At 62.4% G+C, this 14,580-nt stretch carries 13 protein-coding genes and 2 pseudogenes; 9 read left to right on the top strand and 6 right to left on the bottom strand.

The features are described from left to right. Positions 1-72 precede the first annotated feature (72 nt). The 3 genes from ACVIGA_RS09905 to ACVIGA_RS09895 all read left to right on the top strand — a co-directional run bounded on the left by ACVIGA_RS09905 (position 73) and on the right by ACVIGA_RS09895 (position 3,647). Positions 73-870, top strand: a complete 798-nt coding sequence (locus ACVIGA_RS09905; RefSeq protein WP_456666236.1) for a hypothetical protein — start codon at positions 73-75, stop codon at positions 868-870. A gap of 6 nt (positions 871-876) precedes the next feature. After that, the gene (locus ACVIGA_RS09900) at positions 877-1,272 is read left to right on the top strand and encodes a DUF6915 family protein (protein WP_456666235.1); all 396 of its coding nucleotides are present in this window, start codon (positions 877-879) and stop codon (positions 1,270-1,272) included. Positions 1,273-1,382: 110 nt separating this feature from the next. Beyond that, entirely contained in the window at positions 1,383-3,647 is a 2,265-nt protein-coding gene (locus tag ACVIGA_RS09895; protein ID WP_456666234.1) for a spermidine synthase, read from the top strand. A 17-nt stretch (positions 3,648-3,664) separates the two neighbouring features. Here ACVIGA_RS09895 and ACVIGA_RS09890 read toward each other — a convergent pair whose 3' ends face one another. Continuing rightward, the gene (locus ACVIGA_RS09890) at positions 3,665-4,252 is read right to left on the bottom strand and encodes a TetR/AcrR family transcriptional regulator (RefSeq protein ID WP_456666233.1); all 588 of its coding nucleotides are present in this window, start codon (positions 4,250-4,252) and stop codon (positions 3,665-3,667) included. Positions 4,253-4,390: 138 nt separating this feature from the next. Here ACVIGA_RS09890 and ACVIGA_RS09885 point away from each other — a divergent pair, with 138 nt between their 5' ends. Beyond that, positions 4,391-4,948 (top strand): DUF308 domain-containing protein, encoded by a 558-nt coding sequence (locus ACVIGA_RS09885; RefSeq protein ID WP_456666232.1) that lies wholly within the window; start codon positions 4,391-4,393, stop codon positions 4,946-4,948. A gap of 48 nt (positions 4,949-4,996) precedes the next feature. On the opposite strand, the gene ACVIGA_RS09880 is transcribed toward ACVIGA_RS09885, so the two are convergent. After that, complete coding sequence (locus ACVIGA_RS09880) at positions 4,997-5,842, bottom strand: alpha/beta fold hydrolase (RefSeq protein ID WP_456666231.1); 846 nt, start codon at positions 5,840-5,842, stop codon at positions 4,997-4,999. A 258-nt stretch (positions 5,843-6,100) separates the two neighbouring features. Beyond that, on the bottom strand, positions 6,101-6,895 hold the full coding sequence (locus tag ACVIGA_RS09875; RefSeq protein ID WP_456666230.1) for a L,D-transpeptidase: 795 nt from the start codon (positions 6,893-6,895) through the stop codon (positions 6,101-6,103). 285 nt (positions 6,896-7,180) lie between these two features. Here ACVIGA_RS09875 and ACVIGA_RS09870 point away from each other — a divergent pair, with 285 nt between their 5' ends. After that, positions 7,181-7,510, top strand: coding sequence for a hypothetical protein (locus tag ACVIGA_RS09870; protein ID WP_456666229.1), 330 nt, complete (start codon positions 7,181-7,183; stop codon positions 7,508-7,510). A 132-nt stretch (positions 7,511-7,642) separates the two neighbouring features. Here the strand turns inward: ACVIGA_RS09870 and ACVIGA_RS09865 are convergent, their stop codons facing one another. The 3 genes and pseudogenes from ACVIGA_RS09865 to ACVIGA_RS09855 form a co-directional block, all read right to left on the bottom strand. Next, the gene (locus ACVIGA_RS09865) at positions 7,643-8,404 is read right to left on the bottom strand and encodes an ABC transporter permease (RefSeq protein ID WP_223975475.1); all 762 of its coding nucleotides are present in this window, start codon (positions 8,402-8,404) and stop codon (positions 7,643-7,645) included. After that, the gene (locus tag ACVIGA_RS09860) at positions 8,401-9,324 is read right to left on the bottom strand and encodes an ABC transporter ATP-binding protein (protein WP_456666228.1); all 924 of its coding nucleotides are present in this window, start codon (positions 9,322-9,324) and stop codon (positions 8,401-8,403) included. The genes ACVIGA_RS09865 and ACVIGA_RS09860 overlap by 4 nt, the downstream gene beginning before the upstream one ends. Positions 9,325-9,663: 339 nt before the next feature. Further along, positions 9,664-10,093, bottom strand: a pseudogene (locus ACVIGA_RS09855) (transposase); the annotation flags it as partial. Between the two features lie 341 nt (positions 10,094-10,434). Here ACVIGA_RS09855 and ACVIGA_RS09850 point away from each other — a divergent pair. From ACVIGA_RS09850 to ACVIGA_RS09835, 4 genes and pseudogenes are all read left to right on the top strand, one after another. Further along, positions 10,435-10,923: pseudogene (locus ACVIGA_RS09850) on the top strand (sulfatase-like hydrolase/transferase); the annotation flags it as partial. Between the two features lie 72 nt (positions 10,924-10,995). Then, positions 10,996-11,847, top strand: coding sequence for a hypothetical protein (locus tag ACVIGA_RS09845; RefSeq protein ID WP_456666227.1), 852 nt, complete (start codon positions 10,996-10,998; stop codon positions 11,845-11,847). A gap of 532 nt (positions 11,848-12,379) precedes the next feature. Continuing rightward, positions 12,380-13,474 carry a hypothetical protein gene (locus ACVIGA_RS09840; RefSeq protein WP_456666226.1) on the top strand — a complete coding sequence of 365 codons (1,095 nt, stop codon included), beginning with the start codon at positions 12,380-12,382 and terminating at the stop codon, positions 13,472-13,474. A gap of 55 nt (positions 13,475-13,529) precedes the next feature. Next, the gene (locus tag ACVIGA_RS09835; protein WP_456666225.1) at positions 13,530-14,567 is read left to right on the top strand and encodes a hypothetical protein; all 1,038 of its coding nucleotides are present in this window, start codon (positions 13,530-13,532) and stop codon (positions 14,565-14,567) included. Positions 14,568-14,580 lie beyond the last annotated feature (13 nt).

The following is a 14,580-nucleotide window of genomic DNA, read 5'->3' as shown; positions in this document are numbered from 1 at the left end:
CACCGTCCGCGATGCGCTCGCATCCGGCGGGTCACAAAACCGTACCGATCCGGATACGATAATTCGACCGCGATGGTGCGGGCCGTGAGCCCCCCGCGGGGCAGGCAGGGCGCCTCGTTCGTTCCGTGTTGCCAAGCCGTGGAGTGCAAATGCCCGTTTGTTTTTGATCAAACTCAAATCGAGTGGCCCGACGACGATTCCGAACTGCCGCCGCCGCGTGCCGACCAGTTCGTGTATTTGCCGCCGCCGGATTTCGGCGGGGAACGCGAGCCGGTGCATTTCTCGCTGGACGTTCCACCCGAGCCGCCCGCGCCGGCGCTGATCACGCCGGTCATGAAGCCGCCGAGCCTTTGGGATCGCCTGCGGGGCCGACGGTATCCGACCGCGCAGATCACGCCGGCGGTCAGGGCCGCCGCGACGGCGCGGGCTGCCCGGGAGGTCTTTACCCGCCAGCGTCTGATCGCGGTCGCTGTGCCGGCGCTCCGCGAACTCGGCGTGCAACGGCTGTATTGCCGCTATGACGGCGGCAACGACGAAGGATTCGCCTGGCTCGACAGCGCCGCGCTCCGCGAAGGCACGCGCATCGACGCCGATGCGCTGGCGCAGCGGCTCACCGAGCAGAAACTTCTCGATCGACTGGTGGACCACGGCGTGATGAAGCGGGTCGATGGCGCCAGTGAACGCGACCAGGTTGCTTCCTTCGTCCGCGATTGGTTGTGCACGGAATGGGCGACCTTGCTGCTTGGCCGCGGCTTCGGCACCGGCGAGTACGTCATGTACGGCGCCTTCGCAGTCGATCTCGACAGTTGCACCGTAATCGACGACCCCGCCGCCGATCCGGTCACAAGCAACGTCGAGATCACGAGGTAGCCTGCGATGGCGCATCCCTATCATCATGCCGTGCGTTCCGCGCGCCTGTTCGGCGGTGCTGCCGAGGATTACCTGCCGATCCACGACTGGTTCGACGAGAGCAAGGCGCATCTCGCCGACGTGCGGCACCGTGCGCTGCGTCACCACAGCGAAGGCATCTTCCTCTGCGAGAGGATCTTCGGTGCGACGCTGACCAATAGCGCCGGGAAGCAGGTGCCGGTGCGGACCGTCGGCGAGCAGCACGTCAAGGACGATCTCGGCTGGATCCCTTCGGTCAAGGATTGGCTGCAACATCTGGAAATGCAGCCGTGGATGGGACGGACGCCGTTCCGGCCGCAGATGGACGAAACCGCATCGCTCACCGGCGCGGCAAGTTCGGCCGATGATGTCGTGAGAGGCTGAACCGCTCAAGCGATTGGCATCGGTGGCCGTGTTGCCCGCTGCGTGGCGCTATGATTCAATGCAATGCATGTGCCCGGTGTTGATCTGCCGGATCGTGACCGGGAGTATTCATGTCGTCTGAGCCGTCCGCTTCGCGAAACCGGCTGGTGCTGGTTGTCTACACCGCCGCGATCTTCGTCAGCGCGTTGTTGCTGTTCTCGGTGCAGCCGCTGTTCACCAAGATGGTGCTGCCGCGGCTCGGCGGCTCGCCGGCAGTGTGGTCGGTGGCGATGGTGTTCTTCCAGTCGCTGCTGCTCGGCGGCTACGCCTACGCGCATCTGCTGATGAAGCTGAACAGCCGTGTGGTGTCGATCGTGGCGCATCTCGTGCTGCTCGTCGTCGCGCTGCTGACATTGCCGCTCTCGATCAAAAGCGGCTGGGGCGAGCCGCCGACCTCGGGGTATGCGGTCTGGCTGCTCGGCCTGTTCGTGGTCTCGATCGGCCTGCCGTTCTTCGCGCTCGCGGCCAACAATCCGCTTTTGCAGGCCTGGTTCGTGCGCACCGGACACCCCAACGGGCCCGACCCGTACTTTCTCTATGCGTCGTCGAACATCGGCAGCTTCCTGGCGCTGCTGTCCTATCCGGTGCTGCTCGAGCCGATGTTCACATTGCGCACCCAGAACCTGATCTGGACCGGCGGCTATGGGCTGTTGATCGTTCTGATCGCAGGCTGCGGCGTGCTGCTGTTGCGCTCGCCGGCCTATGCCGCCGCACGCAATATGCAAGTCGATGATGCCGATGCGCCGGCGCCGTCCTGGTCGCGGCGGGCGCGCTGGATCTTCCTGGCTGCCGTGCCGTCCGGCCTCTTGATCGCGGTGACGGCGCATATCTCGACCGACGTCGCGGCCGCTCCCTTGCTCTGGGTGCTGCCGCTGTCGCTGTATCTGTTGACCTGGGTGCTGGTGTTCCAGTCGCGACCGCTGCTGCCGCACAAATGGATGCTGCTGGCGCAGCCGCTGGCGATCGCCGGCGTCGTGATCCTGCTCGCGGTCGGCGGCGAGCAGAACCTGCTGCTCACGCTCGGCGGCCATCAGCTCTGCTTCTTCGTCATCGCAATGGCCTGCCATGGCGAGCTCGCGCGCACCCGCCCCGCGGCGAAATACCTCACAGGCTTCTATGTCGCGCTGTCGTTCGGCGGCATGGTCGGTGGCCTGTTCGCGGGGCTGATCGCGCCGTTCACCTTCTCGTGGATCGCCGAATATCCGATCCTGCTGGCGCTCGCGGCGCTGTGCCGTCCGCCCGGCGGCGCGGAGCGGCTGCCGCGCTGGGGCGCCTGGTACTGGCCGTTCCTTGCGGTGCTGGCGGTGGCGCTGATCGCGCCGAGCTATTCTGCCGGCGACATCTTCAACTGGTTCGACGACCACCGGGTGTGGGTGATCGGCGCGGTCGGCGTGCTCTCGGCGCTGCTCGCGCTCGCACTGAACGCCAATCGCTGGAAGATCTTCGCCACCGTCGCCGTCGCGCTGGTGGTGCTGCGCGCCTATCCCTCCGACGATGGCCGCGTCGAAACCGTGCGCAGCTTCTTCGGCGTGCACAAGATCGTGGTGACGCCGAACGGCCAATATCACGTGCTGATGCACGGCACCACGATCCATGGCGCCGAGAAGTTCAAGAACGACGACGGCACGCCGGTCACCGGAAAGCCGGAACCGATCAGCTATTATCACAAGGACGGCGGCATCGGGCGGGCCATCACCGCAATCCGCGAGCGCAAGGGTGCGCCGCTGAAAGTAGCTGTCATCGGGCTCGGCTCGGGGACGCTGACTTGTTCATCGCTCCCCGGCGAGGACTGGCGATTTTTCGAGATCGACCAGTCGATGGTCGATACCGCACGCGACCCGAAATACTTCACCTACATCCAGAACTGCGAACCGGACCTCAAGCCTGTGATCGGCGACGCGCGGCTGACCTTCGCCAAGGAGCCGGACGGTGTCTACGATCTCATCATCGTCGACGCCTATTCGTCTGATGCGATCCCGATCCATCTCGCGACCGAGGAGGCGATGGCGATCTACAAGGAGAAGCTCGCGCCGCAGGGCGCGGTCGTGATGCACGTCTCCAACCGGCATCTCGAACTTGCCAGCGTCGTGGTCGGCATTGCGGACGCAAACGACATGAAGAGCTGGGTCTATAGCGAGGATTCCGGGCGCGACAACGAGTACATCTTCTCGACCTCGGTCGTGGTCTCCGCGCGCGAGGACGCCGATGTCGGCAAGCTCGCATCGTCTGACGTGTGGACAGAGACCGACGCCAACGAGAAGCAGCGGGTCTGGACCGACGATTATTCGAACGTGCTGGGGGCGGTGTACCGGCGCCTGCGTGACGGCGAGCAGTAGGGGCGAGCGATCTTGCTCTAGCGGTCTGCCATTAGCAGCCTTGCGACCTGGGGCTTGACGATTGCGGCAAACAGTCCGGGATCGTCGAAAGCGCGCGCAGAGAGCATGGCGCCATGGACCGATGCCATCAGCATCTGGGCCTCCTCGTTCGGCCGCCTGCCCAGCCGGAACAGGTGCTGATCTGCGCCAGCCTTCAGCACCGACGTAAGCCATCCCGCGAGATGATCGAAATGGGCGCGGACGCGCGCGGCGACCTCGTCCGGCAACCTCGGCATCTCGCCGGCAAGCATCGCGCAGACGCAGAACGGCAGCGAGGCGTCTTGAATGCACCCCTGCCAGAAGTTCACATAGGACCGCAGTTGGTCGGCAGGGTCGACGGACTGCTCCCGAAGAGACCTCAGGCCCAGCTCCGTCTCCTGCCGGTAGCGATCGACCAGCGCCGAAACCAGTTCGGCCTTGGTCGGGAAGTGATGATGGATGCTCGCCTTCCTGATGCCGATCGCATCCGAGATGTCGGCATAGCTGAACCCGTTATAGCCGCCCGCCACGATGAGGGACTGCGCGACATCGAGAATCCGGTCCGAGGTCGAAATCACTGAGTTCATAGCGGCGCCTACCTTCCGGTAGGTAGCTTGTCAAGGCGGGGCCGCGCTCCTGTTCGACACAAGAAGGTGTCCCGGCGCTCGGTTGACCTGAAGTGTTTATCTACCTACTAGTAGGTAGATAAACATGGGAGTCACTCAATGCAAAGCCGACTTTCGGCCCAATCCAGCTGGCTGCAATCCTACTATTTCGGGCGCGCGATCTTCTCGAGCGCCTGGGTTGCCGCCGCCGTACTTTTCAGCGGGCAAGCGGGCCCCGCCGCGTTCCTGCTCGTGATCTACCCGGCATGGGACGCGATCGCCAATCTGGCCGACGCGCGGGTCAACGGCGGGCTGAAGGCCAACCCGTCCCAGGCATTGAATGTCGTGGCCAGCACCATCACGGCGCTCGCCGTGATCGTGGCGGTCAGCCGTGACACCTATGCCGTTCTGGCGGTGTTTGGGGTTTGGGCGATCCTCGCCGGAGTGCTGCAATTGTCCACCGGCGTCAGGCGCTGGCGTCAGGTTGGCGCGCAATGGGCGATGATCCTCAGTGGTGCGCAGTCGGCACTGGCCGGCGGTTACATGATCAGCCGATCGATCGGCACCGTGGCGCCGACGATTCTGGACGTCGCGCCCTATGCGGGATTCGGCGCGTTCTATTTCCTGCTTTCGGCAATCTGGCTCGTTGCCGGGGCCCATCGCAGCGCCCGTGCGTAGGCGCCGCCTGGCAGCATCGGAGAGCGCCAGTCGACGTCACCGCGGTAGCTATTTCTTCTCTGCTGCTGTCGTCGCGGAGGCGGGTGTCGAAGCGGCGAGCAGCGGCATCGTCGGCGTGGTCTCGCCGGCGTCCTCGTCGAGGAATTGCTCCACGCCTGCCTGTATCGACGATTTCGCGCTGTCCGGGCCGCGGTCGCTGAGGTCGTTGTGGTGGAATTCGGTTCTGACCACCTTGATGCCGAGTCTGGCGCAGGTCTCATCGTCAGGCACGACGCCCGGGTCGGCCTTGAACACCGGGTCCCTGGAGCGGAACGACAGGATCTTGATCTTGCTGTCGGTGATGAAGGGGACGCGCAGATTGTCCAGCGTCACGACCTTCTTGACGAGGTCAGGGTGCTGCTTGGCGAAGTACATCGAGATGTCGCCGCCGTTGGAGTGACCGATCAGCGTCAGCGCGTGATAATTTGCGTTCGGATAGAGCTTCTTCAACTCGTCGATCGCATACATGATGTTGAAGACGCCGCGATTATATTGCATGCGGCGGCCGACATATTCCTCGCCGACCTTGGTCACCATCGGCGTATCGCTGTCGAGATCATGCTGGATGCTGACCACGAGATAGCCGCGTGACGCGAACACGTTGGTGAGGAACGAGTACTCGGTGTTCCTGACGGTGTTGCCGTGGCTCAGGATTGCGACCGGGAGCTCGATCATCTCGGCCATCGCCTGCATTTGCCGGTCGCGCCGGACCGCGACCTCGACCGTGACGTTGCGGTCGTCGCGCAGAACGTCGTGGAACGTCAGCGTGGTGTGACGGATGGCCCATCTGTCCGTCGTGAAATAACCGGCCATCGCCACGATGCACAGGCAAAGGACAATGATGCCCCGTTTCATGTCGACCTCTGATATTGCCTACGCGACCCGCGCTTCTCGCCCTGGCTTCACGGGGCATTCCGCGTGAATCGGCCTCCAGGGGCCAAGGCGGGCGCTCTTGCCGCCGAATATCGGGCTAATTTTACAATCAGATGACAGCGCGACAACGGGCCACGGCGGACGACGTCGCGGGCGTTTTGCGGCGGTCACAAGCGGGTGAGGGGGGCGTGAACTGACGGCGCGCCAGCTGCGGCGCCGTCAGCGGATCAGGAGATTGCGTCAGTCCTGATAGTTGTTGCCGTAGAAGCCGCGCTGCTGCTGCTGGTAGTAGGACCGCGGCTGATAGGTGCCTTGCGGCGCCGCCGCGTAGCCCTGGTTGCCGTAGTATTGCTGCTGGCCGTAGGCCTGCGCGTCGTAGACGCGACGGCTTGACGGTGGCGCCGGGTAGCGCTGCGCGGTCGAGCTGCCGTCGGCCGGATAGATGTAGCCGTCGTCGGGGCGGGCCTGCGCCGGATATTCGCGCGGCCGCGGCGTCAGGACGACAGGGTCGCCGGCGGCGGCGGTGCCGTATTGCTCGTCCTGCTGCGGCGCGCGGCGGGCGACGGCGGTGCCGTTGCGCCCACGCGGATTGCGCGCCAGCGCGACCTGCGCCGAGCCGGTCAGCGTCACCGTGGTGTTGAGCACGCCTTCCTTCTGGACCAGGGCGTAGAGCGTCGATGCGTTGTCGCGCGACAGCCGCACGCAGCCATGCGAGGCCGGTGTGCCGAGGCGGTTCACCGAGTCGGTGCCGTGGATCGCGTGTCCGATCTTGGTGAAGAAGATCGAGTGCGGCATCGGCGCGTCGTCGAATTCCTTGGAGTAGTGGTCCTCTTCCATGCGGAAGGCCCGGAAGGTGCCGTTCGGCGTTTCGCGCGAGGGGATGCCGCTCGAGACCGGCCAGTGATAGCGGGCGACGCCGTCGACCGCGACGGTCATCTGCTGGTTGTCCTTGTCGATGGTGATATCGACCTTGGCCTGCGCGGCGCCGGCCGTGAAAAGCATCACGGAAGTGAATGCAATGAGGAACGAACGCATTTTACCTTTGGCCTCCAGGCCCGATCGCTGCAGCGGCTCTCCGTCCCCGCAACCAATATGCACGGAATCCGAATTTGGTTCCAGTTGCGGACCCGTGCATCGTTAATCCCGCGCGCGGCGCAAACAAGGCCGAAGCCGGGCTCTCCTGTCACGGCGGACTGACATTTTCGCGAGCAGGCCGGGACAGTGGCTCCAACCGGTCATTGCTACGCAACCATTTGGCCGCATGGGCGTTTCACAGTCCCGCCCCGGCGGCGCGTTCGCGCCGCGTACCAAGGAACCAAGATGAACAACACCAAGGTCAAGACCGCGACCGTCGTCCCAGCCGGCCTCTCCGCGCGGCTCCTGCTTGCGGCCGCAGCCCTCGCTTTGGCGCTGGTGACTGTCCCCCAAGCCTGCCATGCCCAGGGCATCGTCCGCGGGGCGCATGAAGGCGCCTATGAGGGCAACCGGGCCGCTGGTCCGATAGGCGGTGTGGTCGGCGGTGCCGTCGGCGCCGGGGTCGGTGGCGCGATGGGCGCGGTCAAGGGCGTGTTCGGCATCCCGGATCGCGGCTACCGCCGTGGACACCGCTGCCGCGGCTACTACCGCCACGGCCATTTCCATTGCTATTGATCGGCATCGTCATTCCGGGGCATGCGAAGCATGAACCCGCAATCTCAAGGTGATGGCGCGAGATTCCCAGATGCGCAATTGCGCATCTGAGGTTCGCGCTAGGGCGCGCCCCGGAGTGACTTGCTTCACAAGTCAGTTCTTCAGCCGGTAGCCGGTCCGGAAGATCCAGGCCACGATCACCATGCAGGCGATCAGGAAGCCCGCAGTCATGCCGAGGCTGAGCCCGACGCTGACATCGGCGATCTCGTAGAAGCTCCAGCGGAAGCCGGAGATCAGATAGACCACCGGATTGAACAGCGTGAGGGTGCGCCAGCCCGATGGCAACATGTTCACCGAATAGAAGCTGCCGCCGAGGAAGGTGAGCGGTGTCACCACCAGCATCGGGATCATCTGCAGCTTCTCGAAGCCGTCGGCCCAGATGCCGATGATGAAGCCGAACAGGCTGAAGGTGACGGCCGTCAGCACCAGGAAGGTCAGCATCCACACCGGATGCTGGATGTGCAGAGGTACGAAAAGTCCGGCGGTCGCCAGGATGATCAGGCCGAGGATGATCGACTTGGTGGCGGCCGCGCCGACATAACCGATGACGATCTCGAGATAGGAGATCGGCGCCGACAGGATCTCGTAGATCGTGCCGGCGAATTTCGGGAAGTAGATGCCGAACGAGGCGTTCGAGATGCTCTGGGTCAGCACCGACAGCATCACGAGCCCCGGCACGATGAAGGTGCCGTAGCTGACGCCCTCGACCTCGGTGATGCGCGAACCGATCGCAGCGCCGAACACCACGAAATACAGCGAGGTCGAAACCACAGGCGAGACGATGCTCTGCAGCAGCGTGCGCCAGGTGCGCGCCATTTCGAACAGATAGATCGCCCGGATTGCGCGGTAGTTCATGGCGCCCTCACGAGGCTGACGAAGATGTCTTCGAGGGAGCTCTGCCTGGTATCGAGATCGGAGATCCGAACGCCGGCATTGCGCAGATCGTTGAGCAGGCTGGTGATGCCGGTGCGATCGCCCTTGGTGTCGTAGTCGTAGGTCACCGCGTGGCCGTCGTCGGAGAGTTCTAGGCTATAGGCGGCGAGCGCGGGCGGAACGGCGTCGAGCTTGCTCTGCAACTGCAGCGTCAGCTGCTTCTTGCCGAGCTTCTGCATCAAGGTCGCCTTGTCCTCGATCAGGATGATCTCACCGTTGTTGATGACGCCGATGCGGTCGGCCATCTCCTCGGCTTCTTCGATGTAATGCGTGGTCAGGATGATGGTGACGCCGGCCGCCTGCAGCGTGCGGACCACTTCCCACATCCCCTTGCGCAACTCGACGTCGACGCCGGCGGTGGGCTCGTCGAGGAACAGGATCTGCGGCTCGTGCGATAGCGCCTTGGCGATCATCACGCGGCGCTTCATGCCGCCGGACAGCGTGATGATCTTGCTGTCCTTCTTGTCCCACAGCGACAGGTCCTTGAGCACTTTCTCGATATGGTCGGGGTTCTTCGGCTTGCCGAACAGGCCGCGGCTGAAGCTGACCGTCGCCCAGACCGTCTCGAAGGCATCGGTGTGCAGTTCCTGCGGAACCAGCCCGATCATCGACCGCGCCGCGCGATAATCGGCGATGATGTCGTGTCCGCCGATCGAAACGCGGCCCTCGCTCGGATTGGCAATGCCGCAGATGATGCTGATCAGCGTGGTCTTGCCGGCGCCGTTCGGCCCAAGCAGCGCGAAGATCTCGCCCTTGACGATATCGAGATTGATGCCCTTCAGCGCCTTGAAACCGGAGCCATAGGTCTTTGAAAGATTGGATACGGAGATGATCGGCGACATGGAGGATCGGAAGCGTGAGGGAAGGGCGCGCGCGGATTGGAGCCCGGGCGGGGGCGTGATGCGGGTTCAGCCCAGATAGGAACGCACGGCCCGTTCTGCAATCGGTCGGCGAGGGAGAAATTTATTCTGCGGTGTGCACCACTCCCGCTTGCGGGCAGGGCCATCGCATACGGCGCTTGCGGCTTATGCAACTGACGTGTCCACCGTGGCCGGGCTATCGAACGAGGCTGGTGGCCGGCCACCTTAGGGGCGCACTGCCAAAATATCGAAAACAACCCCATGCAAAGGAGCCGGCGGCTGGCGGCGGACATCGCAATTTGACCAGGGCGCGGACTCATTAGCACGCAGCCAAACTCGGATTGATGCGAGTTTGACGAACGCCAGGTAGTTGGCCGCGAGTTTGACGTATCGGGTCGCGACACGCCGACACTGCTTGATCTTGTTGAAGAAGCGCTCGACCAGATCGCGTGCGCGATACGGATACGGGCTGAAGCAGATCGGGTCTCTGCGATTTCGTTTCGGCGGAATGTTCGCCCATGCTCCCTGCTAACGAGCAAGCTCCCTGATCCAGGCGGCGTCACGAAGCGATTGTAACAGGTGGTGCGAGGACCATAGGTCTCCGGCAGTCGCGCCATGGTGCACCAGAGCGCAGAATCCAAAAGATGCCATTGAGCACTCGGCGGTCATTTACCCGTCGGACGACGCGCGGCTTGTTCGGCAGCATCGGCTTAATGGCGGCCCACTCATAGTCGCTGAGTTCGTAGCGCATGGTTCGAGGCTCCGGTTTTGGAGCTTGAATCACGTTTCGAGCCGCCATCAAGTCTTAATGGTCGGCAGCGGTGCCTCTAACGCCATGAATTTGCTTCTGCTTCGGCGCAATAACGGACATGGCCGGATTTCTCGCTGGATCGCCCGTGTAGCGAGTGACCCACCGCGGACATCCCACTGCTGGGCCTCACAAATCTTCTCTCTCCGTTAAATCGTTCCGACCTTGTCCAACCTGCACGTTTGATCTGAGTCAAGGTACGCTCGCTCAAGGCGACCACCTTGCGAGATTGCGAGACCTTATCTTTGGCAAGGCACAGCTGCTCTCGACGGGAGCTCTCCGCCATGAAAATAAGTCGCATCATGCTTGCGGGCGCGAGTGTTCTCGTCCTCAGTTGCGGTTCGGCATTAGCTCAGCAGGTCACAGGTGTCCCAGGTTCGCCCGGCGCCACCACCACGATCGACGGAAAACAGCTTTCGCCGCGGCCTCCAGAGTTCGGCTGGATAATCAAGCAGAAGGCCACCGACTCCAAAAGCTGGTGGGCTCCGCGCGTCGTGCCGCCGAAGGGTGCGCCCAACGTCCTGCTCATCATGACCGATGATCAGGGTTTCGGTGCACCGAGCACCTTCGGGGGCGTGGTCACGACGCCTGCAATGGATCGCATCGCCGCGCAGGGGCTGCGCTGCACCGATTTTCATTCCACCGCGCTCTGCTCGCCGACGCGGGCGGCTATTATTACGGGACGTAACCATCACTTTGTAGGCAACGGAGTGATCGGCGAAGTATCCACGGGATTCCCGGGCTACGCACCGGAATCCAAGGCAGAATTGGGACCGATGGCAGCGCCTGACCCTGACCCCATCGACGAAGCGAAGCCCTAGACAAACGAGCGAAGGGGCAGACACATGAGCCAGAACCACTTCACTCTGAGCTTTCCCTTGAAATCGGCGGCAGGTGCGACGCTGCTGGCGGAACAGCTTCCGCCACTGATGCCGGTGTTGTTTCGAGCCAACGATACGATCGGCACGGTTCACTACTCGCGCTTCACAGTGCTGAGCGAAAAGACCCTGCTTTTTCTTGGCGACTTCGACGGCGACTTCGATCAGCTGATGGGCGATCTCGCCCGGCTTGCGGGACCGGTTTTCGACGCCATCTTCCAGCATGTCGACGATCCGCCGGTAACTCCCGTTGCTCTTAACGCTGACGCTTTCGTCAAATGGACCAAGGCCCATCTTCTCACCGCGGTGAATCTCTATACGGCTTACCCGAGCGTGACCGCCAAGGAAGTAAGGGCTCTAGCGGCGGCGGCTGATGTAAGCGGCGTCGGCGAGCTGCATCCGTTTCTGGTGATCCTGCCGATCAAGTCGTATCTTCATTTCATCGTCGTGAAGCTGATCCTGATCGCGCGCGGCAAGGGCACGACAAAGGACCTCGATAAGGTCGGCACGCCTCACTTCGCGCAGTTCATTCCGCTTGAGGACAATCAGATCGGCTTCTTTACCGTCTATGACGGCTCGTTCGAAAAATACATCGCGGATTTTACCATGAATATCGGTGAGGTCTTCGATCTTATCTTCAAGTTTACCAAGAACGCGCCCCCGTCGCCGTGCCGAAAATATCTGCAGGAATTTATCGACTTTGCGGCCGGTGCAAACCGAAACCCGATCGGCTTTTACCAGGCCTATCCGGGGCTCTCTGTCCAGGACATTCATGCTCTGATTTCCGACAGTAAATCCTTGTCAGCTGCGGCCGGGTAATGAAGTTCGTTCACACCAAGGCCTCGACGGGTTGTGAATGCACACTAAATGGGAATGATATCGTTGAGCGAAACCGACAACAGATCGGCACCGGCGGCCAGGCAGAGTGGAGGATTCTTCCGCCGGTTGTTTGGACGCGGCGCGGTGCAAGAGCGGACGGACACGAAGACCGCCTTGGATCTCGCCGATATCCAGGGGTTCATCCTGCGCGGGTATCGTATGCCCATGGTACGGCATTTCCTGCTGACCGTGGGTGCGCCCGCCGAATCCCGCAAGCTTCTCGGACGGTTGGTGAGCGGCAACGAAGCGGATGCGCCGCAGATCACGACTGCCGAAGACTGGCACGTCGGGTTCGAGCCTGGCCCTGGCGATAATCCAGCCGCCGTGCCGCGCCGCAAGCCGGATTATTGCCTCAACCTCGGCATTACGTGGCCCGGGCTGGTCGCCCTCGAAGTGATGGGATCGCGTTCCCGCACTTTCCTTCAAGTCGTTCGGTGCATTCGTTGCGGGGGCCGCCGAACGGGCCGAACTGGTGGGCGACACCGGCGAAAGCGGCCCACAACACTGGATCGGCGGTTTCGGCGGCGGAGGCGACCACGTCCTGCTGACCCTGCACGCCATCGGTCCCGCAGCGATGGCAACCTACAGCGACCGGTTGTCCGCGCTGTTCGCCGAAGGCGGCGCGTTCCGGGAGATCTGGCGTGCCGACGGAATGGCATTGATGGAAATCAAGGACGGCGAGCCGGTCCCCACCTTCAAGGTTCACTTCGGCTACACCGACGGCATCAGCATGACCACGATTCGCGGCGGCCCCGAGCGATATCCAGCGGATCACCAACAGCCCTGCGAACCCTGGCTATTCGTGCTGCGGGACGACGCCGAGAATTACTTGATGCCGGAACCCAGGGAGCTGGGTTTGAACGGCAGCTTCGCCGTCTTCAAGATGATCAGGACAGATGTCGTGGGGTTTGAGAATTTTCTTCAGTTGAACAAGGACAGGATCGATCCCGAATTGCTTGCCGCCAAAATCTGCGGGCGCTGGCGCAATGGCGTTCCAATGGCACTGTCTCCGGAGAGCGATAACCCGGACGGCGGGCTTGCCGCCGAGCAATTCAATAATTTCGAATATGTGAACGCCGATGGATCTGGCGACCCTAAGGGCCTGCGATGTCCGGTCGGCGCGCATATGCGCCGCATCAATCCACGCGGCCAGCCGGTCACGGGCCAGGGGCGGCCCGGTGGCAGCAACAATACGCATCGGCTGATCCGCCGTGGCCTGCCTTACGGGCCGGTCTACGATCCAACCCAGCCATACGACGGAATCGAACGGGGTCTGCTTGGCTATTTCATCAACTCGAGCGTCGAGAACCAGTACGAATTTGTGCTCGGGCATTGGGTCAATGACAGCGAGTTTGCCGGATCGGTCAGGCTTGATCCCAAGTCGAAGGATCCGATGATCGGGACGCAGGACCCCGCGGAAAGTGTTTTTGTTATTCCCCAAGCCAACGGCGGGCCTCCGATCAAGGTCACGGGATTTTCCAGTTTCGTGGCGACCCGCGCCGCCGCCTACTGCTTTCTGCCGAGCGTTACGGCGGTCAAGTTCATCGCCGGCCTGGGATCAACCTGATGTCGGGACCTACCAGAGGACTTCCCCCACGATGGCCCTGACCAGGTGGTTCGGAGTGACCGAGACCGATGCGCAGCGCTGCCCCGCCAGGGAAAAAGCTGACATCGACGAAATCGCCGACCGATCTCTGTTGATGCAGAAGAACGCCGCAACGGCGCAGCACCGTTCACTATGTCGTGGAACTCATGCAAGTGGCGTCAGTGTACGTGCTCAATTTGAAATATTTGATACTGTCACCAAGCACCCGGCCGAACTCGGGGCGCGGCTCGCAAGAGGCATTTTCGCGAGGCCCGCCGCGTACCCTGCCGTTGTGCGTTTTGCGAACGCAGACTCCAAAATCAATTCCGATTTCAAGCCCGACGTGAGGTCGTTGTCGTTTTGGGTCGACCTCGGTACATCGCCCGCCATCGGTTGCTCTCGGCAGGATTTTTCGATGCAAAATGCGACAACGCTGCCGATCAATGATTCTCCCGCGTTTCTGGCTACCATGAAGGTGCTGACGGCTTCGAATCCGGCCGCCGGCCTTTGGTCATTGCCTTTCAAGGACAAATTGAAAGTCGTGAGGACGCTTGCCTTGGCTGAATTGCAGGCCCGGCAGACAATCCGACCCTATCAGCAGCTCCGCTATTGGAGCACCGTCCCATTTCGTCACGGGCCTGACGATGTGGTAAAGTTCTCCGCCATACCGTTTCCGGATAATGCGGCGCATCCCCTGCAAAGGAATAATCCAAGAGGTTTGCAGCACGAATTAGTGCGGCACATCAGGGAAGACGACAGGATGAGCCGGTTCGATTTTGCCATTCAATTTCTGGACACGGGCAGAATGAAGTATTGGGGCAGGCGCCGCGATGCCAGCTTCTGGATCGAAAATGCCAGCGTCGATTGGAGCGAAGCCGAGGCGCCATTCTACAGCGTTGCGAGGCTTACACTTCTAAGGGATTCACAATTGTCATCGGAAGAGAGCGACGCGGTCTATTTCGATGTTACGGGCAACTCCACACCTGACAGCAGGCCCGTAGGCAGCATCAATCGCGCACGATGTCCCGCGGAAGTCGTCAGCCGAAAGGCACGAGCGATCCGCGCGGTGCCTTAGTGGCACCATCGAG

Source organism: Bradyrhizobium sp. USDA 3240 (genome assembly GCF_054063295.1).
This window is presented reverse-complemented; position numbering and strand designations above follow the sequence as displayed.

Bases quoted from the DNA above. Each gene is read 5' to 3' on its own strand.
- ACVIGA_RS09905 (WP_456666236.1), top strand. From the start codon at position 73: ATGGTGCGGGCCGTGAGCCCCCCGCGGGGCAGGCAGGGCGCCTCGTTC.
- ACVIGA_RS09870 (WP_456666229.1), top strand. From the start codon at position 7,181: ATGAACAACACCAAGGTCAAGACCGCGACCGTCGTCCCAGCCGGCCTC.
- ACVIGA_RS09865 (WP_223975475.1), bottom strand. From the start codon at position 8,404: ATGAACTACCGCGCAATCCGGGCGATCTATCTGTTCGAAATGGCGCGC.
- ACVIGA_RS09860 (WP_456666228.1), bottom strand. From the start codon at position 9,324: ATGTCGCCGATCATCTCCGTATCCAATCTTTCAAAGACCTATGGCTCC.
- ACVIGA_RS09885 (WP_456666232.1), top strand. From the start codon at position 4,391: ATGCAAAGCCGACTTTCGGCCCAATCCAGCTGGCTGCAATCCTACTAT.
- ACVIGA_RS09900 (WP_456666235.1), top strand. From the start codon at position 877: ATGGCGCATCCCTATCATCATGCCGTGCGTTCCGCGCGCCTGTTCGGC.
- ACVIGA_RS09845 (WP_456666227.1), top strand. From the start codon at position 10,996: ATGAGCCAGAACCACTTCACTCTGAGCTTTCCCTTGAAATCGGCGGCA.
- ACVIGA_RS09890 (WP_456666233.1), bottom strand. From the start codon at position 4,252: ATGAACTCAGTGATTTCGACCTCGGACCGGATTCTCGATGTCGCGCAG.
- ACVIGA_RS09880 (WP_456666231.1), bottom strand. From the start codon at position 5,842: ATGAAACGGGGCATCATTGTCCTTTGCCTGTGCATCGTGGCGATGGCC.
- ACVIGA_RS09895 (WP_456666234.1), top strand. From the start codon at position 1,383: ATGTCGTCTGAGCCGTCCGCTTCGCGAAACCGGCTGGTGCTGGTTGTC.
- ACVIGA_RS09875 (WP_456666230.1), bottom strand. From the start codon at position 6,895: ATGCGTTCGTTCCTCATTGCATTCACTTCCGTGATGCTTTTCACGGCC.